Consider the following 20,060-nt stretch of genomic DNA (forward strand, 5'->3'; position numbering starts at 1 on the left):
CTCCGTCGTCCCGGCCGACAAATCCGGTGTCGCGGCAGCGACGCGGTCGCTACCGTCCTACCCCGTGGCGAGCACGAACCTCCGCACCGAACGCCTCGAGCTTCGGCCGGTACGCGACGACGACGTCGACCGCATTCTGGAGTACCGCAACCTGCCGGAGGTCAGCCGCTGGCTCCTGCGCACCGAGGTCGATCCGGTCGCCTTCCGGGCGCGCTGGCGCCGCTCGGCGAAAGACCCGAACGACCACAGCGTGGCGGTGACCCTCGATGGCACCGTAATCGGGACGGTCTCGCTCGACGTACACGACAGCATGGGACAGCCCGGCACTCCGCCGAACACGGAGGCCCAGATCGGCTACATCTTCGACCCGGGGTACGGCGGCCACGGCTACGCGACCGAGGCGGTCACCGCGATGGTCGCGTACTCCTTTGACCGGTTGGGCGTACGCCGGATCACCGCTGGCTGCTTCGCGGACAACCTCCCCTCGGTGCGCCTCCTCGAGAAGATCGGCATGCGGCGGGAGCAGCACGGGGTCGGCGACTCCTGGCACGCCGAGTTGGGTTGGGTGGACGGCTACACGTACGCCCTGCTCGCCGAGGAGTGGCGCCAGCAGCCGTAGATCCCTACCCCACCGGCTGTCCGGGGGTCTGCCGAATCGTCAGCGGCACCGCACCGCGACGGTAGTGGACGACCGCGAACGGCCACCCGTCTCGCAGCCACGCCCCCACGATCTCGGTCAGCGGAGTGTCCAGCTCCGCTCGCGCGGGCGGTCACCCACGACGAGGCAGCCACCTCCTGCTCCCCCGTCGGCGACGGCTCAAAATAGACGCAGCCGATCACGTCCCCGGTGGCGATCTCGATGACCGAGTACGCGAAGTCCACCCGCTGCCGTGACCGCTGCGCATGCCCCACCAGGTCCTCGCGGTTCTGGGCGAGCGTCATCCCGGCCGCCGGTGGCCAGCCCTGGTCGAAGCCCGGCGTTGACCGGATGTGCGCGATGCTCGACATCCAGGCGGCGTGATCCGCCTCGTTGTGCTGCGGCCCGAGCAACTCAAGCCTCAACCCGTGGGCGACAAGCGTCTCCGGCACCACGAACGCGTCCTCAACCAGCGGCAGTTCGGTCATGCCGGGAGCCTAACGGCTCCGACGTCGCGGTTTCGGGCCACAAGGGTCGAGCCAATCCCTGCCCCGCAGGCATGAATGGTGGGAAAAGCGGAGGTCCCGAACCGCCGCACTCGGCAGGAACGGGACCCCCCCAGGTCCAATGCGCTCGGATCGCTACCCGGCGCAGCCGGGAACGTCGACGCAGTTGTTGGGTCGGTTCTTGACCACGATGGTGCCAGTAGCGGTGTTCAACTCGACCGTGCCGCCCATCGCGTTGAAGATACCCCCGCCGTCCACCACGGCCGTGTTTTTGACAATCTGCGTATCGAACAGGCTGACTATGCCCCCGGCGTTGTAGATCCCGCCACCCTGGTTGGCCAGGTTGTCGATAATTTTCGTCTCCCGGATCACCAGTTCTCCGACGTTGTGCACCCCGCCGCCGGTGTCTGCCGAGAAGTTGCCCCTTATGAAGCTCTTCTCGATCACAACAGCGGATCCGGCCGTGACGAAGAGCCCACCTGCCTCATCAATCGTGGAGGCGTTATCCACGAGTTTCACCCTGCGCAGGGTAGCTTGCCCGTCAGCGTATATTCCGCCATATGCGGTTGCGGTATTCCCGCTGATCTCAGTATCGGAAACCACGCCAATACCGTCGCCCAGGATCAGCAGCCCACCGGCCCGGCCAGTTGCGTCATTCTCCACAAGCCGGCTCCCCGCCACCGTCACCACGGCAGCAGGTCCGGTGCTGGACACGGCCCCACCACTACTGGCGACATTCGCCCTCAACTCTGACTTGAAGATCTTCAAGTTTCCGTCGAAATTGAAGACACCGCCGCCGCCACCGTCGGAAATGTTACGACTAACGGTAGCGTGTTCGAGAACCGTGACACCGAAGCTGGCGATTCCACCGCCATCCCCCTCAGCGATGTTGCGGGTGATGGCGCTGTGCCTCGCGGTGAGTTGGCCGCCGGCGTTCACCAGGATGCCGCCACCACTGTCGTCGGTCTGTCCGCCGGTGATGGTGAGTTTGTTGAGGGTGAGGTCGCCGCCGACGTCGACGGTGAGGATGCGGAACTGGTCGACGGCGGCGGCTCGTTCGATGGTGGTGTGTTTGTCGCCGTTGAGGGTGATCGGGGTGACGATCATCGGCAGACCTGCGCCGTCGATGTCGGCGGTGAGTAGGTAGGTGCAGTCCTTGGCCAGGTCGAGTACGGCGCCGCCGCGGGCGTTGGCCAGGGTGATCGCGGCGATCAACGCGTCGGCGTCACACGGGACCGGGACACCGCTCGGCTTCTTCTCCGAACCCCTACCCCCGTCATCCCGCTTACCCGTGCTGCCCCGCTTACCCGTGTCGCCGCCCTTGCCCTTGTCGCCCGCCTTGGCCTCGTCGCTGCCCTTGCCCGTGTCGCCGCCCTTGGCCTCGTCGTGCTTGCCCGCTTCCTGCCTACCGAGGTCACCGCCGCGGTCATCGGCGGAGGCCAGCGGACGCCCGAGCGCCCCCACGGCCGGGCCGACAGCGACACCGGCGGCACCCAGGGCCAGACCAGTCACCCCGGCCAGCCCCACCGCCCACCACCGCGACCTCGCCCGACCCCAGCCCGGCCGCACCGGCCCCTGGGTGTGGTCCTGATACCTCATCGTCAACTCGACGCCCTTCCCCCGCGAACGACAAGGACCCACCACCCGCACCAACGGGGGATCGCCCTCGGCTACCGGACGGCGGCAGCAACCACCCGCAACCTAAACCGACACTACGTCGAAATGAACATGAACCCGAAGAATGCGCTCAAACCGGACGCTGGGCCAGCGGCCGGCCCGGCACCAGGGGTCGACGCAGCGGCCCTCCGAAGGGCGTGGCGGCACCCAGCGGACCCCGCGGCAGGTCAGTCCGCCCGGGCCCCGCCCACCTGTCGGGCCAGTAGTGCACGGTGGAGGGTCAGCCGGCGCAGGACGGAACGTTCACGCAGTTGTCTGGTCGATTCTTGGCGACAGTGGTGCCGGTAGCAGTGGAGAGATCGACCGTGCCGCCCACCTCGTTGAAGATGCCGCCACCGTCGACGCCGGCGACGTTCTCGGTGACCTTCGTGCGCAGCAGGGTGAGCGCGCCACTCGCTCCATTGAAGATTCCGCCACCCGACTCGGTAGCCTGATTACCGGTGACCTTCGTATGCAGTAGTGTCAACATGCCGAGGTTGTGCACGCCACCACCGTCCACTCCGACATTGTTCTTGATGACGCTGTCCTCAACGAGTACGGCTCCACCTAGCAGAAACACCGCACCCTGACCACCGCCGGTTGCGGTGTTGTTGGCGACGGTAACCCGGGACACCGTGAGCTGGAAAGGTGCACCGGCGATGGCGGAGCCGCCCAAGCCAGTCGTCGTGTTCCTTTCAATGCGCGTGTCGCCGATGGTGCCGGTCGACGCGCCAAGGATGAAGATGGCTCCACCCTCGGCGGCCTGGTGACCGACCAACTCGCTCCGGGTAACCGTCAGGTGACCACTGACGGTCAGGGCTCCGCCAGTCAGCGCGGTATTGGCGTCGAACCGTGACTTGTCGATGGAGATTGCGCCGATACTGAAGATCCCGCCACCGATATTCGCTGCGGTATTTCTACTGACGACCGAGTGCTCTATGCGCAGCGCGCCGCCAATATTGCCAATCCCGCCGGCATCACCCTCACTGGAGACATTTTCGACAATCCTGCTCTTCTTGATTGTGGCGCCGCCACCCGGGTTGATGAGGATCCCGCCGCCGTCAGTGTCGCCGGATATCCTCCCACCGGTGACCGTAAGGTGGTTCAGAGTGAGTCGACCGTTGGCCTCGACGGTGAGGATTCTGAATTCGTCGGCTGCGGCGGAGCGTTTGAGGGTGGTGTTCTTACCGCCGTTGAGGGTGATGGGAGTGGTGATCGCGGGCAGACCGGCACCGTCGAGGTCAGCGGTAAGCAGGTAGGTACAGCCCGCGGCGAGGTCGAGGACGGCACCGCCCTGGGCGTTGGCTCGGGTGATCTCGGCGATCAGCCGACCCGTGTCACAGGGCACCTGCGCACCCTTCGACTTTCCGAGCCGGTCATCGGCGACGGCGCGGCCGACAGCGTCCACGCCGGGAACGGTGATGCCGGTGGCGGCGGCGGTGGTGAGCGCTAGACCGGCCGCTCCGGCCAACCCGACTGCCCGCCACCGTGACCTCACCCGGCCTTCATTGGGATGCTCCGAGTCGGCTCCGGTCGTATGGCGCTGATGGTTCATCGCGGTCTCGATGCCCTTCCCCGTGAACGACGAGGAGCCCGATGGCCCGGGCCTTCCTCGGCTACCAGGCCGGCGGTAGCAGCCACCCGCACGCTAGACCGACACCAACCTCACACACGCATGATTCTGAAAAAGCTACTCAAATCGGTTGAATAGGTATCCTACGGACATAGAGCTACCGCGCACATTCGTCGGGCTGGAATGCAGACGGAACCACGCGGCGATGGTCAGCGGCATCAGGAGGTAGCCGAACCGGGTGGCGGGGGCCAGGCAGATGGCCACCGCGAGGGCGAAGGCGAGCCGGTCGGCGGCGGCGAGCAGCGTCCGTGGTGGTCTCGTCACCAGTGCGACGGCGATGGCCACCGCGGCCCAGGCGAGCAGTACCAGGGCGAGCGGGCGCCCGCCCGGCAGCAGCGTGGCGATGAGGTGCCCGGGCAACGGACTCGCGGCGGGCGAGGCGACCTGGCCCGCTCCCAGCGGATAGCGCAGAACATGTTCAACGAAGGCCCCCGGCGAGGCGAGGAAGCTCGGAACCGTCAGAACAACGAGGACCACGGCGGCCACGGCGCCCGCACCCGACGCGGCCCGTCCGCCCCGGCGTACCGCGAGCAATACCAACGCCACCACCAGTACGGGCCAGGCCGTCCACTTCATCGCTGCCGCCGCGCCGGCGGCCAGCCCGGTCTTCGCGGGACGGCCCACGGCGGCGGTCGCGAGGGCGAGGCACATCAGCGCCGTGACCGGCAGGTCGATGCCCCCGCTGGCCAGCGGCAGGGCCAACAGTGGAAATGCGGCCAGGAGTGCGAGGGCCCGGGGAGCACAGTGACCGACGGCGACCCGGGCGGCCACCGCCAGGGCGAGCCCGAAGACCAGCGCGAACCCCCAGCGCGCATCGGCCACGGGGCTATCACCGAGCAGGGCGTACGGCAGCCCGAACAGCGCCATCGCCGGCAGGTACGGGTTGTAGTCCTCGAGCTGGGATGGCTCGGGCAGGTACGGGCTGCCGGTCTGCAGCAGCAGCACGCCGGAGTGGTGCACGACATCGACCTCAAGCTGCCCCTGCCGGTGCACGACCAGCCACATCATGGGTACGACGGCGGCACCCACGGCCGCGACGAACGGCGCGGCTCGGCGCAGCCGACTCGACGGACCGGCGGCCAAGATCGTGGCCACCGCGTAGCCGATGGTCGCGCAGAGCCCCCAGATCCGGTGCGGCCCCTCGTCAGTCACGGCGGCCATAAGCGCCGCCGCCACGGCGCTCCCCGCCCAGAGCAGCGGCCACGGCGTGGTGCGGGCAGGGCTGAGGGACCGCCGCCGGGCTGCGGGCACGGCAAGCGGCTGACGTAGTAGCGGAGTCCTGGTCATTTACGGCGCCTTCCATATTGGATAAACGCCAGTGTCGGAAGGCGACGGGCCCCGATCGTCACCCCAGAGTACGAACTTCGGCGTCAACCCGGAGTGTGACACCGGCACAATAGATCAGGCCCGGCGGTGATACGTCCAGTGGGACGGCTCCAGGGACACTCGGCACCTGCTCCGACTGCGCCGCCCCGCCGCCCTGTGCCGGGCAGACACACCACATGAGCCCTGACATCCGGCCCTGAACGCAAGCGTGGTCGCCGCGCTGCTCAGCTTCCTCGTTCAGCCCGAGCTGCTGCTCCGCACCGGCCGGACCGGGCCACCTACGCCTGCCGCGGCGATGCTGCGATCTGCTCAACCGCTTCCTCACCGATCACCTGGGCCGCGCCCCAGAGCGCTCTGCCAGCACTCGAGAGCCGAGGAACAACGCACCACTCAGTCATGAACCAACCGAGTGCGGCTAGGTCGACTGTCGAGGTGGCGCTGGATTTCCGCACGGTAGGGAACGAGCTGGCTGGTGTGGTTGGCGGTGAGCGCGCCGACGAGTGCGCCGTTCCGGTGGTAGGCCACGATGAGGCGGTGTGCGGCGGGGTCGTGGTCGACCACCTCGCTGGAGTCGGCAAGGTGCGGCAGCCCGACCGAGCGGATTCGCGTCCCGTACAGGTCTGACCAGAACGACGGCACGGGCCGGTAAGCGGGGGCTGTGCCGGGCTTCAGCAGAGTCTGCGCTGCGGCGGTGGCCTGCTCGACGCTGTTGCTCCAGTGGCCGGGTGAGATCAGCTCATTTCCCGCCAGCGGATGCGGCCACTGGGTCACATCGCCGGCGGCAACCGCATCCGGCGCGGGCAATCGGTCGTCCCGGAGCGGCTGGCAGTGCTCGTCGCAGACCAGCCCCCTGTCGGTGACCAGGCCGGACCCGGCGAGCCATTCGATGTTCGGCGTGGCGCCGAGCGCTAGGACTGCCAGGTCCGCTTCGACGTGGGTTCCGTCGGTCAGCTCGGCTCCGGTCAGCTCGTCCCGCCCGTTGCTGGTGAAACCTTGCACCCTCGAGCCGAGGTGTAGGTCGACGCCGTTGGCTCGGTGCAGGGCGGCCACGAACCGCCCGACGTGCGGCCCGGTTGGCGCGAGCAGCGGAAGTTCCTGGGGCTCGACGAGTGTCACCGCGACGCCGAGGGCTCTGGCCGCCGCGGCCACCTCGCCGCCGAGAAAGCCGGCACCGACGATGAGTAGTCGGCGGGTGCGGGACAGCGCCTCGGCCACCGCCGCCGCGTCGTCGAGCCCCCGGATGGTGTGCACTCCGGCGGGTGTCAGGTGGCCGGGCCAGGGCCGAGCGCGAGCGCCGGTGGCGAGGACCACCCCGTCGTAGTGGAGCAGCGAACCGTCAGCGAGCCGCACCGCGTGGTCGGCCACGTCGAGTCCGCTGGCGGGTACGCCCAGCCGCCACGTGATGTCGAGCCCCGGTGCAATGGGCAGCGCGATCTGCTCGGGTCGCCACCCATCATTGAGGAACTGCTTGGTGAGCGGCGGTCGGTCGTACGGCAGGTGTGGCTCGTCGCCGACCAGCACGAGTTCACCCGCGTGGCCGTGTCGGCGCAGCGCCTCGGCGGCGCGCAGCCCGGCGAGTGAGGCACCGACCACCACCACCCGGCGAAGGGGGCTCATGGCTCACTCACCAGGATGGCGCGGACGGGGCAGGCGGCGACGGCGGCGCGCACCCTGTCGTGTTGCGACTCCGGAGGCTCCGGTTGGTACGTCAGGTTTTCCTCCTCGTCGAAGGCGAACACCTCGGGTGCGGCGTACACGCACTGTCCGTGGCTTTGGCACAGGTTGAGGTCGACGATCACGGTCATGGCTTGTCCGCCTGCGGGTCGAGGGTGGGGTTGAAGCGTGAGTACTTCGGCGCGCTCCAGGTAAAGGGGCTGTTGTTGTCGATCTGGACAACTCGTTCCACGTAGAAGTCGACCGTCCGCCGTGCACCGGGCATCGGGATAGCCGGGTCCCAGTCGACCTCGGCGGTGCCGGTGAGCTGCAACGTCGTAGCGGAGTACCAGTCGACCAGCAGCACGCCGGCGGCCGGGTCCTGCTGGAGATTGCCCAGCGTCATCAACATCGCGTTGCCGCCGTAGTCCGGCCAGCGCAACCGGTCGGGTGAGAGCACGTGCGTGAAGCCGGGGTTGCCGCCTCGGTGCGAGGCGTCGCATGCGCCCGATGCGGATCGGGTGGCCACGAAGAAGGTGTCGGCCCGCCGGACGATCTCCTGCTGTCTCGGCGTGAGCGTCTTGCTGATGACCGGTGGCGTGGGTGGTCGGGTGTGAGTGGCGCACTGCGGGGTCCGCTGCTGGATGTATTTGGGGCAGTTGGCATAGACCTGCTCGGCCCGGACCCGGAGCCCACCGGGCTTCGGGTGGCTGACCCCGTTGAGCCGCATCCGACGCCGCGTGCCGGGCTCAATGGCGATTGAGCCGACCTCCGTCGGGTGGGCGAGCACTGGGGCGAGCGGATCGCCAGGCACCGGCCGGACGCCGATGTCGATGCTCCGCTCGTCGGAGGCGCTGATGAAACCGGGCGGCCCGGTGAGCAGGCTCGCCCACATGCGCCCACCGGCGTCCGCCGCACCGACAACGATCATGGGTTGTTCGGCCAGGAACTCCACGGCCGGCGGCGGAAGGGTCGTGCCGATCCCAAGGCGGGAATGCTCCGCCTGTTCGACGACTCCGGCCCGCCGCTGCGCGGCGAGTTCCCCGGGGTGGTAGTGGACCATGGCAGCCTCTCTGTGGCGCTGTCGCTTGGCGGGGCGCTGGTGCCGGGCCCGGAGCAGCGGACCCGGCACCACGGGGTCGGCTTAGAAGAAACCGCAGGTGGGGGCGCCGTTGACCGGGACGGCGACCGCATCGGCACCGGTCGGTGCGTATACCTCGAGTCGGATGCCGTCGGGGTCGGTGAAGAACACTCCGCCGGAGGTCACTCCCTCGCCGTGGGGAACGACACCCTCGTAGGCGAACTCGACCCCGAGCGCCCGCAAGGTCGCTTGGATGGTCTGCACCTCGGCGATCGTCTCCACCTGGAAGGACAGGTGATGCAGCCCGGGACGGTCGGTGGGGAAGCGGCCGTCCGACTGCTGCCAGAGCGTCACGAGCAGGTGTCCGTCTCGGCCGAGGAACGCCCAGCGCTGCGCCCCCTTGGCGCCCGTGGCCTGCAGGTCAAGCCCGAGCGCGGCTCGATAGAAGTCGATCGAGCGGGCGAGGTCGGTGACGTTGAGCCCGATGTGCCCGGTCTTCAGGGCGATCGGTGTGGTGATCGTGGTCATGGGCTACCTCCGTAACGGCGCGCGCCAAAATGACGGCGCTTCTAACCGGTGAACACCACGCTAGGGGTTAGCATTCGACCTGTCAACCCGCCTTTATCGGTTAGGGTGGCGGGCATGAGTGACACCGGTCTGCCGCGCGATCCACGCCCACTCATCGGCGAGCCGCTCGGCCTGGACCTGCTCAACACGATCTGGGTGGACGCCGAAGGCCCCCATGACCTGCTCGGCGATCTTGTGGGAACGCGGCTATGGCTCGCCAGCAATGACCGCTCGCACTGGCCGGCCACCGAGCCGGTCCGCCAAGCGCTGCTCGTCGCGCGCGAGGCGATACGGGCACACCTCACCGACCCGGCCTCCCCGGCAGCGCTCGCCGCCCTGAACTCCGTACTCGCCTGGGGACACGTCACGCGGAGCGTCGGGCAGGACGGTCCGACCACCGTGGTGCGGGTCGAGGACCCGGTTCATCTGGCGGCCTGGCACGCGGCGGACAACTACCACACTCTCTTGACCGAGCGCGCCGATCGGCTGCGACGCTGCGCTCACCCGGACTGCGTCCTGCACTTCCTGGACACCAGCCCGAAAGGCAATCGCCGCTGGTGCTCAATGGCGGGCTGCGGGAACAGGGCCAAGGCAGCCCGGCACTACGCCCGCAGCCGCCACGCGGCCAATTGAGCGCCCAATACTGGAAATCCCTCAATCGGAGTACCGCCAGTCGCGGAAGGCCACGCGGCTGCGTCGTCCCTCCAGAGTGCGATCTTCGGTGTCAATCCCGGGTTTGACGCCGGTGCCACAGATCAAACCCGACGGTGACGTGTCCGCTGCGGCTGGTCAGGAGAATCGGCACATGCCTCGGTTGCGCCGCCCCGCCGCCCTACGCCTGGCCGACGTACCACGTCAGCCCTGGTACCCGGCCCTCAGCACAGCCATGATCGCCGCGGTGGCGATTGTGGAGATCACCATGGCTCACCTCACCTCGCCCACCGTCGTTGTCACCGCAGCCGCTGCGGTCGTACCACTGGCTTGGCGGCACCGTCGTCCCTGGCTCGCCGCCGCCGCGACGGCCGCCGCGCTGATCAACTTTCTCGTCCAACCCGCGTTGCTGCTCTGCGTCGGTCTGGCCGGCGCAACCGGTCTCTACGCCACCGCGCGAAACCGCCTGCTTCCCCCGGCTGTCCTCACCGCCACCGGGATCGGCGCCGCAGTCCTGGTAAACCTGGGTCACCTCGCACTCGGCGCCTACAACCTCGACGGAGCCCGCCCAGAGCTGGGCGCCGAGGGTTCGCTCTCCTACTTCGCCGAGTCGTTCGTGCTGGCCTGCGCGATCACCGCCACCGTGGTGCTCGCGGACTCCGCCCGCAGCCGCGAGCAGCATCGCCGGGAGCGCGACGCCGCCCAGCGGCGCCTGGTGGCGCTGGAGCGCCGTGCGGCCGCGGCAGCCGAACGAGCCCGAATCGCCCGCGAGCTGCACGACATCGTGGCCCACACCGTCTCCGTGATCGCCGTACAGGCGGAGATGCACCGCCACACCATCCCGGACCTGTCCGCCGACGCCCGGGACGGCTTCCAGTCCATCGCCACCTCGGCCCGCGACTCGCTCGCGGAGCTGCGCAGCCTCGTTGACGTCCTGCGTGAGAAGGACGGGACCGCGGCCACCACCCCGCAGCCGACCCTGGCGGATCTCACCGCACTGCTCAAAGCCCACCGCGCCGCCGGTGGGACGGTAGAACCGGTCACCACCGGCCCCCGACCCCGCGTCACCGCCGCGGTGGGGTTGGCCGCCTACCGCATCGTCCAGGAGGCACTGACCAACATTCGTCGGCACGCCCCCGGCGCCCATGCGACCTGCCGGATCGACTACGCCCCGCGGCACATCCGGGTGCACGTCGCCAACACCGCTCCCAGCCGCCCACCGGCCTGCCGACCCGGGAACAGCCACGGCTACGGCCTCGACGGCATGCGCGAACGGGCCACCCTGCTCGGCGGCCACCTGGACTGGTATCCGACGTCCGACGGGGGCTTCGTCGTGACCGCGCTCCTACCGGTTACCGCGCCCGACGCCGCGGTCCGCGCCTTCCACCCGACATCGTCGAGGCCGGCGAGGTCAGCGGGGTCCGCAGCCAGCAGGCCGAGCCGCACCCTTGATCATTGGGGGGCCCGGCCCCCGGCCGGCCGCTGTGGGCCGTAGCGAAGGGAGTCCCGTAATGGTGATCCGCGCGGTGGTGGTGGACGACCAGGCCGTTGTCCGCGCCGGCTTCGTCAAACTGCTCGCCACCCAGGAGGACATCACCGTCGTCGCGGAGGGCGCGGATGGCCAGGACGCCATCCGACTGGTCCACGAGCATCGCCCGGACATCGCCCTGCTCGACATCCGGATGCCGCGCACCGACGGGATAGCCGCCACCCGGGCGCTCCTCGCCGACCCCGACCTCGCCACCCGCGTACTCATCCTGACCACGTTCGGCCTGGACGAATACGTCTACGACGCCCTCGCCGCCGGAGCCAGCGGATTCCTGCTCAAAGACGCCACCTTCCCCGAACTGCTGCACGCCGTACGGGTGGTGGCCGCCGGCAAAGCCATGCTCTCCCCCGACATCACCCAGCGGCTCATCACCCACTTCCGTCACCGGCGCCCCGCTCCACCATCCCGACCTGAGGCCCCGAACCTGACCGGACGCGAAACCGAGGTCCTGCTTCTGGTGGCGCGGGGCCACTCCAACGACGAGATCGCCGAGCATCTCACCATCACCGACCACACCGTCAAGACCCACATCAACCGGCTCTTCGCCAAACTCGGCGCCCGCGACCGCGCCCAGGCCGTCATCGCCGCGTATGAACTCGGCTACATCGCTACGGGTAGGCGAACCAGGCAGAACGGATGCCCCGCGGGGTCAGCGTAGACACGCCAACCACGCCCAGCTGCTCCATCGTCCAGCAGGGTCGCACCCAGGGCCAGCACCGGCACCTGGGCGCCTTCCAGGTTGTTCCAGCTACAGCACCTCGATCGGTGCGCTCGGCGCGCGTTCGCGCGCGCTGGTCGGGCCCACCTGCACCAGCCGGTGGACCGTCCGATGAAGTCGGACGGCTCGCTGGTCACCTGTTGACCGATATTCCAAACGGGTCGTCCCGTATGGCAAATAGAAGGAGTGACATCCTCACCTTCCCCCCGCGGCCGTCCGAGAGACGATCGCTCCCACGCGGCCATCCTCGCCGCCACCGCCGAACTCGTCCGCGAGGTCGGCTACACCGCGATGTCGATCTCGGCGGTGGCCGCACGCGCTCGAGTCGGCAAGGACACGATCTACCGTCGCTGGTCCGGCAAACCGGAGCTGGTCTACGAAGCGGTGTTCACCACCACCGATACCGCGCCAGTCCCCGACACCGGAACACTCCAGGGGGATCTGATCTCCATCACCGCCGGCCTGGTGGAGGAGTTCAGCTCCCCAGCGGCGGTCGCGGCGTTACCGGGCCTCCTAGCCGACATCACCGCGACCCCCGAACTTCGCGACAGACTCCTCTCCGCGTTCTTAGCCCCGGCCAAGGCCCGCCTCCTGGTGGTGTTCGACCGAGCGCAAGCGCAGGGTGAAACCGGCGGCGACGTCCCTGTTGAGCTGGTCCTGGACATGCTCGTCGGCACGGTCCTCCTTCACCTGGGCGTCCTCGGACAACCCAGTGATGCCCTACTGGCCTCTCACATCGCCACCACCATTGCCAAAGGAATCGAGGTTCGATGAACGGATGGTTGCTGGCCGGTGGCTCGCTCGCGTGCGTCACCGGCCTCATTCACGCCATCGGCGGTGGGCTCGATACGGTGCGCCCCCTGCTTGGCAGCGGCATCCCCGACGAGCCGAAGCGAACGTTGCACGCCGTCTGGCACATGGTCACCGTCGACTTGCTACTCAGTGGAGTAGCCCTGCTTGGCCTCGGCCTGGCCAGCGCTTCCAACGCGCCACTCGTACTGTTCATCGGGGCACGCTTCCTCGCCTACTCCGCAACGTTTATGGTGATCACCTTCCGAGTCGGATGGCCACGGCCCTTACTCCGGCTGCCCCAGTGGATACTTCTGCTTCCGGTGGCGATCCTGACCGGGGCGGGAATGACATGAACAGCCGTAATCCTGGGTGCAGGCGGGCCCCACACTGCCGACCCTTTCCCTGGCACCACAAGGTTGGCCTGGGCATTCCCATCGACGATCACCCGCCTTGGACCTGAAGTCCGATCATTCACAGGGGCTTAACAGGGACCGCCTACAGTCATCTATAGGAATCAAAAGACCCATCGTGTCAACTGGAGGTTTTGTGCGCTCCGTTCGTCAGACCGCGTCCCGCCTGATCGCCACTGTCGCCTTGGTCGTCGCTGGCCTGGGTACCGTGCCGGCCGCTGCTCACGGTGCCGAGCACCCCACCGAATCGGCCACACAGGTGAGTGGCTTTTGGGCCTGTTCTGTACCATCCGGGTATACCTACTCTTCCGTGCGGCGGGAGTTGGGTGTCTGCAGCCCCAGCGGCTTCGCCAACTCCTACTACGTCGTCGCCCCCAGCGACGGAATCTGGACCTGCACGGTGCCGTACGGATACACCTACTCGTCCGTACGAAGCCAACTGAGCGTCTGCTCGACCAGCGGCTTCGCCAACTCCTACTACCTTCGGGTGCCCCAAACCGGAATTTGGGCCTGCACCGTACCGCCCGGCTTCTCTTACACCGATGTCCGGCGGCAGTTGGCCGTTTGCACCCCCAATGGTTTCGCCAACTCCTATCGCCTGGTCGGCTGAGTAATCGTCAACAACATCCTTGGCCCGGAAAGTGGCAGTCAGCGGCCTTGACCCCAATGCTGTTTGAATAGAAGCGACCGACAACAGGTCCTAGATCGGGACAGTCGGGGTAACCGCAGCCAGCAAGGTGGGCATGAGCTCCTTAATCACCGAGGTTCTTTCGATGGTGATCTACAGAGTCTCATGCCCATCTTGTCGTCGTCGCTCGAACGAGCCGGGTCACGCTCACCCCGCCGCCAAGGCCGGCTTCCCCCGTAACGGCGCGACAGGCCTCCCGACCGTCCCGCAGCCGCAGCACGGCAGGGCTACTCGACCGACTACCTGGCTACCCGTTGCGGTCCATGAAGCCTTCGAGGTCGAGTTCACCAGCACGAGTCTGTAGGCCGGCGTCGAGGTATCGGCGAGTCCTCTCCAACGCTTCGTCGGGTGCCGGGTACACGAGTCCGAGCGCTTGTCCCTCCGCGGCCAATCCGGCTTCCAGGGTGTCGCCGCCGGTTGCGGCGTCGATCGCCGTCTTGGCGGCGGTGATCTGTTGTGGAGTGAGGGCGGTGATCCGGTGGGCGAGGTCGTCGACGAAGGCGTCGAGTTGCGCGGGTGGGAGGGCCCGGTTGATCCAGCCGTACTTCTCGGCGGTGTCGGTGTCGTGCAGGCCGGCCCCGAGGATCGCTTCCAGTGCGCGTGAGCGGCCGATCAGCCGGGACAACAGCTGGGTTCCGCCGCCGCCGGGGATGATGCCGATGCGCGTCTCCAGCTGGGACATCCAGGTCTGTCCCGCCGCGGCGAACCGCATGTCCATCGCGGTGGCCAGCTCGTTGCCACCGCCGCGTAGACGTCCCCGCAGCTTCGCGATCGTCACCTGGGGTAGGGACCGGATCGACAGCATAAGGTGCTGCATGGGGTTGAGCGCAGGTGCGCCGGTGTCCTCGGCGCCCAGCTGCATAAAGCCCTCAGCATCAAAGGCGAAGGCCATGTCGACGTGCGCGGCGAAGAAGTCCGGATCATCGCTCTGCACGATGATGACCCGCACCTGGTCGTCGTCGCGGACGGTGCGGACGAATCGCTTCAACTCCGGCACCAACGTCGCGTCGAGCAGGTTCACGGGCGAGTTGGCCAGGGTTACCCAGGCGATGCCGTCGTCGACCTTGACCCGCATCGCGGTGTAGTCCGTGTAGTTCATGTCGCACTCCCTTGGAAACGGCCGATTCTGCGTCGACCGGGGCTGGTGTGTTGCTGTCGCGGCAGGACGCCGTCTGCGGTGCACCCGTTCGCTCAGCAGCACCCACGCTAAAACCTGCCGTTGACGTCAAAGGCAAGATTGAGTGAGTGAGATCACCATGCCGCACGGACTTTAAGATGCCGACTAGGCATGAGTTGTTCCGCGAGGGGCGGGCTGTCACACCCCGCGCACTACGGGATGACGCAAGCCCAGCAGGGCCGGCTCGCGAAGCGAGCCGGCAACCGAATCTTGGCTGATCAGCTAGCGGGAGCAACCTGGGTCGCGGCGATGATCTCGTCAAGGCGGTCCCGGGTTCGCGACAGCTCGCGCAGTTGGGTGTCGAGGCGCTCCCGTTCAGCCGTGAGCCGCGTCATCATCTCGGGGGTGGCGAAACCAGTATTGACGCAGGGCAGGATCCCCGCGATGACCTTGCTAGTCAGACCGGCGCCGTACAACGACTGAATCAATCTCACTCGCTCCACCGCGACGGCCGGGTAGTGCCGCTGTCCGCCCGCACTACGGGCAGAAGACAACAGCTGCTGCTCCTCGTAGTAGCGCAGCGCGCGAGTGCTCACACCCGTCGCGGCCGCGACCTCGCCGATCCGCATCTGTGTCCTCCCCGCCGGTCGACGGCGAACCGGAGCGGTCACGCCGTGACGGTCGACCTTAACCTGACGTTCACGTCAATGATACAGGGAGGCTCGGCCCACGCGGCCCTGCTGCTCACGACCCCGATGGGCCCAGATCGAACGGCGTCTTGACGGCCTAGCCGAGCCGCTGCCAACGGTGGCATAGCGCCCAAGGACCAGGTCGACCAGATCCCGGTGCTGAAGACCGAGCCCCCGGGAGCTGATCGCCGGCGGGCAGGCGGTCGCCGACGGCTGCGCCTGTCTTGTCGCCGAAGGTCGCCCGCCGGGTCAGCACACACTTCAGCGGCGGTACGACCGGCGAGCCCGTGGCCTATGGCGCGGTAGCCTGCCAGCGCTCAAGGCACTCACCAACCGGGAACGCGACGTGCTGTGGCTCGTTGACGCGGGGCGATCCAACCCGGAGATCGCAGCGGAGCTCCGTCTCGTGGAAAGCAGCCGACCCAAGCCGGGCCTTTCCCGCAGCGAGCCGACCAGCCTGGCTACCGGGCGGACCAGCAGCCCCGACACGATCAGCGTCACCGCCGCACCGATCAGGAACCCGGCCGCCACGTCGTGCGGATAGTGCACACCGACGAAGATCCGAGAGAAGCCGGCCAGCACGGCGAGCGGCAGCGCGAGCAAGCCCAACCGCCAGGAGACCAGGAAGATCGCTACGGCCAGCCCAAAGGCGATCGTGCTGTGGTTGCTGGGAAATGACCAGTCCCCAGGCGATGGGCACCTCGCCGCGATGATCGGCAAGCCCGAGAACGTCCGGCAGGGGCGCTCCGCGTCCAGATAGGTCTTGGCCCACTCGCTGATGCCGTAGGCGAGCACCACAGCGAACCCAGCGACCAACGTCAGCGCCATCAGCCGGGTCGGCCCTCGACGAGCGTGCCGGAAGACCAACAACCAGGTCGCCGCCAGGAGAACGATGCCGAGATCGGTGAAGTGCGCCATGAACCCCTGGACGATGCCGGGGGTGGTGTCGGCCCACTCGACGATATCGAGGTACCACTCGCCGACGATATCCGGGACATCTTTGATTCCGTCGGCACCGACGCCGGCAGCCGCCTGAGCCGGGTTCGGGGCTGCGGCGGCCACCGCTGTCAGCACCACCGCAGCTACGGCAGGGGCCATGTACTGCGGTTTCGTCCTCATATCCCCATCCCCTGATCCGGCACCACCATCCCGTTCGCGGTGTTCGTTCCCATCGTAGGCGCCGGTAACCGTTGGGCTATTTGGCTGAAGTCAGGGGTGTACCCCCACCAAAGTAGGGCCGGGACCTTCGCCATCTCTTGTTGATCCCCGTAGCCAGCCCCGAGCACCGCGCCAAGGAACCCTGAGGCACGCCCGCCGCCCAGCTTGGAACCGAAGTCGCGTCGGTCAGCAGCGCGGGTAGCCGACGGAAGGAAATGCTCTTTAACCACCTTTTCCGCGACCCCGGAGTGATGCAGGATGGCGGCAACCGGAGCCGCGGCGATGACACTGACGAAAACTGCAAATCCCGGTGGCATCGCTGAAACGGCATTCAGTAATACAAAGAACGCCGTAGACCGATCCAGACCAACCAAAACACGCCAGCCCTGACGCCCTTCAGTGACTACCCCTCGTCAGTCATCCTGGACGGTGAGCGCGTCGATCACCCGCATCGTGAGCTCGGGCTGGTTGATCCCGGCGGTTGCGAGCGCTCGCGGCACGACGCCCTCCTGGGCCCGCAGAATACCGAGCAACAGGTGTAGCGGTCGCAACTCACTCTGACGCTTGCCCAGACCACGCTCAAGGGCCAGTTTGGCCGAGGCACCGAGCTTGGTGGGACGGGCGTGACTCGCCCCGGGACGGGCCACCGCGCCGAAGGCGGCCAGGGAAACTCCGGCCACACCGAGACTCTGCTCGAACTCCCGCTGCAGCGCGGTACGAATGCTCTGGTAGTCGAGACCAGCCGCGCTCAGCACCTGCCGCGTGTTCGCCTCCGGTTCCGCGGCTATCGCCAGGAGAAGGTGCTGAGCCTCAATGGATGCGGCACCTTCCTTCTGGGCCTCGGTCCCGGCCTGGTCGATGACGGCCTGCACGTACCTACGGATTGTCGTGGACATGGTCAACGCCTCCTTAGTGCGACGCCGGCAGCAACAAGCCGCTTGGCATGCTTTTTGTGCACCGCCTGCCGTGTCACACCAAGCGCCTCCGCGACCTGCGGCCAACTCCAGCCGGATCGCATGGCACGCTCCACGGCAGCATCTTCCAACTGGTCAGCCAGGCGCCGCAATGCCGTGACGGCGGCGAGTGCAGCGCCGGGATCCTCCGAGGACTGGACTTCAACCGACATGCGAGCAACCTTAGTTGACTAGTAATAATAGTCAACCAATGTTGCTCTGAGCAGGACGCCAACCGCGAGTCCCCTGGTGACGGACGACCACGTAGCTGTCGCGCAGCAGACCTCGACCTGGTCAAGGAAGGGGGTCGCCCGGGATAGCGACTACAGGAGCCGCGCACCCGGCTTGGGTTAGCCGACGCCCTTAACCGTGGTCCGGGAGCGTCTGCGGCGCACGACCCGAGAGAGCAGAATCGGCAACACCAGACAGACCTGGACCGCAGTGCACCAGCAACACGCCGGCCAGAGTGGGGCCGCCCAGTCGTGGGCAACTCGCCGGGGCGCCAATGTCGATGACGAACGGCTGCACCAGCGCGCGGACGATGGGGTAGACGGCCACGACGAAGCCACCGCATCCCACCAGGTCACGCCAGGTCACGCCACCAGTGGCGGCTGCCGCAGGGGACGGTTCCGCGACAGCGAGCACCGGTCAAAGCGATCTGGACGAGTGGTGGTTCGAGTTCGGGCTGGCCCGGTGACCAGGCTCGTCTGGCGCTCGCGCCATCACACCAGCCTGGCCACCTCGGCTCGCAGCCGCACACCCTGCCGAAACACCTCGGCCAGCAACAGCACAGTCGCACCGATCGCCAGCGGCACGAACGAGAATGAGAAGGCGACGTCAACGATGCCAGCCGCGGCGGAGCGGGCGACGATGGCCTTGTGAGCGGCGAAACCGAGCAACTGGACAGCGCTACCGCCAACCGCCACCACCAGGCCGATGCTGACTATTCGACGGACGTTGGCAGTGGTGAACACCTCGCCGGTAGGCACCGTGCGGACAATCCGCCACAGCAGCCAGAGCACTAACAGGATCAATGCCTGCGCCGCGAGCTCCGGCCCGGCGATGCCGATCCGATCGTCCCACGTCGGCCCCCAAATCGAGAGTCGCATCGTCGGGGTGAACAGCTCGACCGGCGGCAGCCCGGTGGCGGCATCCCGAGTGCCGTCGGAGGTGTCCTTCCACGCGAACAGCTCGTGGTGCTCGTGCGCGGTAGCCTGCCACCGATCGCCGAACCCGTCGTCAGGCAGCACCGCAACAGACAAAACCGGCTGTGGCGCGGGCATCGGGACCATGCCGCGCCCTAATTCCAGTCCCGACGAGCCAAGCAGAGCCGGCCACACGCCGAACACCAACACGGCCGCTGCGGCCGTACCGAGCAGTCCGGTCAGCAGGCGCACGCGCACTCTCACAGTCATACTCACCGACGCTCTCTCATCGACTCTCGTTGTGGCCTCGAGCGTGCATAGCGAAGATCGATAAGTCAACGATGGTGCTCCGCCGCCCAGCAGGCCATGGGCTAGCAGAAGATCGGGCCGCCATCGGCCATCACTCGCTGCGGGAGATCACCCGAGAGCAGGTCCTCAACGCCCTGCCGCCCTCCGGAAGCGCGCGTTCCACCGCAGGGCAGGGCCTCAAGTCCAGCTGCCGGCTGCTCAAGGGCCGCAAAGTGCTGTTCACCGAGCCATCCTCGACGAGGCCCACGCCACCGGCGGCGACGTCCGCCGCCTCGCCGACCTGTTCGGCCTGAGCATCCAAGCCGGCACCCGCTACACCCCGTCCTGGATCACCCCGACCTCACCAGCGACGAGCACGCCTGACCGAGAACACCGAAAGTCCGTCGCCGACAACCCGTCTGCGCTGCGAGGATGCGGGGCGTGTCTGTGGGCTTCGTCTCCGGCGTCGAGCTGTCCCGCCGCCTTTACGACGACGCGGTCCAGCCCCTGCTGTCTCGTTACCTTCCCGGCCTCACCTACAGCGCAGCGTTGATCGGCGTGGGGTCCGAGGTCCTCGGCTTCGACACGCAGCGGTCCACCGACCATGACTAGGGTCCCCGGCTGCACCTGTTCCTCACCGCCGACGACCTCGCCCGCCACGGCACCGGGATCGACGACCTGGGGTTGGTGTTCTGCCAGCCCAACGGGCGGCCCATCGACCCCCGGGCCGACCTGGACTGTCCTGTCTCAATGAATGTGGTCCGGGCTGCGGGCCGCTGAGCAGGGCGAGACCAGATCCAGTGAGACGCTGCTATCCGGCTGGGTCTCGTCGAATCTGGTCTG

Annotated in this window: 21 protein-coding genes and 3 pseudogenes; 8 read left to right on the forward strand and 16 right to left on the reverse strand. The window is 67.7% G+C overall.

The window, feature by feature from the left end; all coding sequences use genetic code 11:
* Window positions 1-64: 64 nt before the first annotated feature.
* Window positions 65-619: a GNAT family N-acetyltransferase gene (locus SALPAC4_RS0105870; protein ID WP_019869520.1), complete on the forward strand. Its 555-nt coding sequence runs from the start codon at window positions 65-67 to the stop codon at window positions 617-619.
* A gap of 4 nt (window positions 620-623) precedes the next feature.
* On the opposite strand, the pseudogene SALPAC4_RS25070 reads toward SALPAC4_RS0105870, so the two are convergent.
* The 8 genes and pseudogenes from SALPAC4_RS25070 to SALPAC4_RS0105910 form a co-directional block, all read right to left on the reverse strand.
* Window positions 624-1,125 (reverse strand): annotated as a pseudogene (locus tag SALPAC4_RS25070) (N-acetyltransferase).
* A 153-nt stretch (window positions 1,126-1,278) separates the two neighbouring features.
* The gene (locus tag SALPAC4_RS27705; protein ID WP_162562166.1) at window positions 1,279-2,742 is read right to left on the reverse strand and encodes an autotransporter outer membrane beta-barrel domain-containing protein; all 1,464 of its coding nucleotides are present in this window, start codon (window positions 2,740-2,742) and stop codon (window positions 1,279-1,281) included.
* 298 nt (window positions 2,743-3,040) lie between these two features.
* Window positions 3,041-4,354 carry a right-handed parallel beta-helix repeat-containing protein gene (locus SALPAC4_RS0105885; RefSeq protein ID WP_080640849.1) on the reverse strand — a complete coding sequence of 438 codons (1,314 nt, stop codon included), beginning with the start codon at window positions 4,352-4,354 and terminating at the stop codon, window positions 3,041-3,043.
* 135 nt (window positions 4,355-4,489) lie between these two features.
* Window positions 4,490-5,608, reverse strand: a complete 1,119-nt coding sequence (locus tag SALPAC4_RS0105890) for a glycosyltransferase 87 family protein (RefSeq protein ID WP_027645090.1) — start codon at window positions 5,606-5,608, stop codon at window positions 4,490-4,492.
* Between the two features lie 540 nt (window positions 5,609-6,148).
* Window positions 6,149-7,375, reverse strand: a complete 1,227-nt coding sequence (locus SALPAC4_RS0105895; protein ID WP_027645091.1) for an NAD(P)/FAD-dependent oxidoreductase — start codon at window positions 7,373-7,375, stop codon at window positions 6,149-6,151.
* Window positions 7,372-7,563: a ferredoxin gene (locus SALPAC4_RS0105900; protein WP_019869525.1), complete on the reverse strand. Its 192-nt coding sequence runs from the start codon at window positions 7,561-7,563 to the stop codon at window positions 7,372-7,374. The genes SALPAC4_RS0105895 and SALPAC4_RS0105900 overlap by 4 nt, the downstream gene beginning before the upstream one ends.
* Window positions 7,560-8,474: a pyridoxamine 5'-phosphate oxidase family protein gene (locus tag SALPAC4_RS0105905; protein ID WP_019869526.1), complete on the reverse strand. Its 915-nt coding sequence runs from the start codon at window positions 8,472-8,474 to the stop codon at window positions 7,560-7,562. Before SALPAC4_RS0105905 ends, SALPAC4_RS0105900 begins: the two co-directional genes overlap by 4 nt.
* Window positions 8,475-8,555: 81 nt before the next feature.
* A complete protein-coding gene (locus tag SALPAC4_RS0105910) occupies window positions 8,556-9,020 on the reverse strand; it encodes a VOC family protein (RefSeq protein ID WP_019869527.1) in 465 nt (154 codons plus the stop codon).
* Window positions 9,021-9,134: 114 nt separating this feature from the next.
* Here SALPAC4_RS0105910 and SALPAC4_RS0105915 point away from each other — a divergent pair, with 114 nt between their 5' ends.
* The 3 genes from SALPAC4_RS0105915 (at window position 9,135) to SALPAC4_RS0105925 (ending at window position 11,917) form a co-directional block, all read left to right on the forward strand.
* On the forward strand, window positions 9,135-9,692 hold the full coding sequence (locus SALPAC4_RS0105915; RefSeq protein ID WP_019869528.1) for a CGNR zinc finger domain-containing protein: 558 nt from the start codon (window positions 9,135-9,137) through the stop codon (window positions 9,690-9,692).
* A 172-nt stretch (window positions 9,693-9,864) separates the two neighbouring features.
* Window positions 9,865-11,205: a sensor histidine kinase gene (locus SALPAC4_RS0105920; RefSeq protein ID WP_223874690.1), complete on the forward strand. Its 1,341-nt coding sequence runs from the start codon at window positions 9,865-9,867 to the stop codon at window positions 11,203-11,205.
* Window positions 11,206-11,221: 16 nt separating this feature from the next.
* On the forward strand, window positions 11,222-11,917 hold the full coding sequence (locus SALPAC4_RS0105925) for a response regulator (protein ID WP_019869530.1): 696 nt from the start codon (window positions 11,222-11,224) through the stop codon (window positions 11,915-11,917).
* Here the strand turns inward: SALPAC4_RS0105925 and SALPAC4_RS28240 are convergent.
* A pseudogene (locus tag SALPAC4_RS28240) lies at window positions 11,860-11,988 on the reverse strand (VOC family protein); the annotation flags it as partial. The gene SALPAC4_RS0105925 and the pseudogene SALPAC4_RS28240 overlap by 58 nt on opposite strands.
* 175 nt (window positions 11,989-12,163) lie before the next feature.
* Between SALPAC4_RS28240 and SALPAC4_RS0105930 the strand changes: the two are divergent.
* The 3 genes from SALPAC4_RS0105930 (at window position 12,164) to SALPAC4_RS0105940 (ending at window position 13,789) form a co-directional block, all read left to right on the forward strand.
* Entirely contained in the window at window positions 12,164-12,751 is a 588-nt protein-coding gene (locus SALPAC4_RS0105930) for a TetR/AcrR family transcriptional regulator (protein ID WP_019869531.1), read from the forward strand.
* Window positions 12,748-13,122, forward strand: coding sequence for a hypothetical protein (locus SALPAC4_RS0105935; protein ID WP_019869532.1), 375 nt, complete (start codon window positions 12,748-12,750; stop codon window positions 13,120-13,122). Before SALPAC4_RS0105930 ends, SALPAC4_RS0105935 begins: the two co-directional genes overlap by 4 nt.
* A gap of 193 nt (window positions 13,123-13,315) precedes the next feature.
* Entirely contained in the window at window positions 13,316-13,789 is a 474-nt protein-coding gene (locus tag SALPAC4_RS0105940; RefSeq protein WP_019869533.1) for a hypothetical protein, read from the forward strand.
* Window positions 13,790-14,114: 325 nt separating this feature from the next.
* Here SALPAC4_RS0105940 and SALPAC4_RS0105945 read toward each other — a convergent pair whose 3' ends face one another.
* The 7 genes and pseudogenes from SALPAC4_RS0105945 to SALPAC4_RS0105970 all read right to left on the reverse strand — a co-directional run bounded on the left by SALPAC4_RS0105945 (window position 14,115) and on the right by SALPAC4_RS0105970 (window position 19,199).
* Window positions 14,115-14,966, reverse strand: coding sequence for an enoyl-CoA hydratase/isomerase family protein (locus SALPAC4_RS0105945; protein ID WP_019869534.1), 852 nt, complete (start codon window positions 14,964-14,966; stop codon window positions 14,115-14,117).
* 296 nt (window positions 14,967-15,262) lie between these two features.
* Entirely contained in the window at window positions 15,263-15,613 is a 351-nt protein-coding gene (locus SALPAC4_RS0105950) for a MerR family transcriptional regulator (RefSeq protein ID WP_019869535.1), read from the reverse strand.
* A gap of 432 nt (window positions 15,614-16,045) precedes the next feature.
* Window positions 16,046-16,792, reverse strand: a pseudogene (locus SALPAC4_RS0105955) (phosphatase PAP2 family protein); the annotation flags it as partial.
* A gap of 452 nt (window positions 16,793-17,244) precedes the next feature.
* Window positions 17,245-17,727 carry a Clp protease N-terminal domain-containing protein gene (locus tag SALPAC4_RS0105960; protein WP_033665059.1) on the reverse strand — a complete coding sequence of 161 codons (483 nt, stop codon included), beginning with the start codon at window positions 17,725-17,727 and terminating at the stop codon, window positions 17,245-17,247.
* 2 nt (window positions 17,728-17,729) lie between these two features.
* Window positions 17,730-17,957, reverse strand: coding sequence for a hypothetical protein (locus tag SALPAC4_RS26110; RefSeq protein ID WP_080640851.1), 228 nt, complete (start codon window positions 17,955-17,957; stop codon window positions 17,730-17,732).
* Window positions 17,958-18,147: 190 nt separating this feature from the next.
* On the reverse strand, window positions 18,148-18,381 hold the full coding sequence (locus tag SALPAC4_RS0105965; RefSeq protein ID WP_019869538.1) for a hypothetical protein: 234 nt from the start codon (window positions 18,379-18,381) through the stop codon (window positions 18,148-18,150).
* Between the two features lie 125 nt (window positions 18,382-18,506).
* Entirely contained in the window at window positions 18,507-19,199 is a 693-nt protein-coding gene (locus tag SALPAC4_RS0105970) for a DUF2975 domain-containing protein (RefSeq protein ID WP_027645092.1), read from the reverse strand.
* Between the two features lie 450 nt (window positions 19,200-19,649).
* Between SALPAC4_RS0105970 and SALPAC4_RS0105980 the strand changes: the two genes are divergently transcribed.
* Window positions 19,650-19,829 carry a hypothetical protein gene (locus tag SALPAC4_RS0105980; RefSeq protein WP_019869541.1) on the forward strand — a complete coding sequence of 60 codons (180 nt, stop codon included), beginning with the start codon at window positions 19,650-19,652 and terminating at the stop codon, window positions 19,827-19,829.
* Window positions 19,830-20,060 lie beyond the last annotated feature (231 nt).

This window comes from Salinispora oceanensis (genome assembly GCF_000383575.1).
Lineage (GTDB): Bacteria > Actinomycetota > Actinomycetes > Mycobacteriales > Micromonosporaceae > Micromonospora > Micromonospora oceanensis.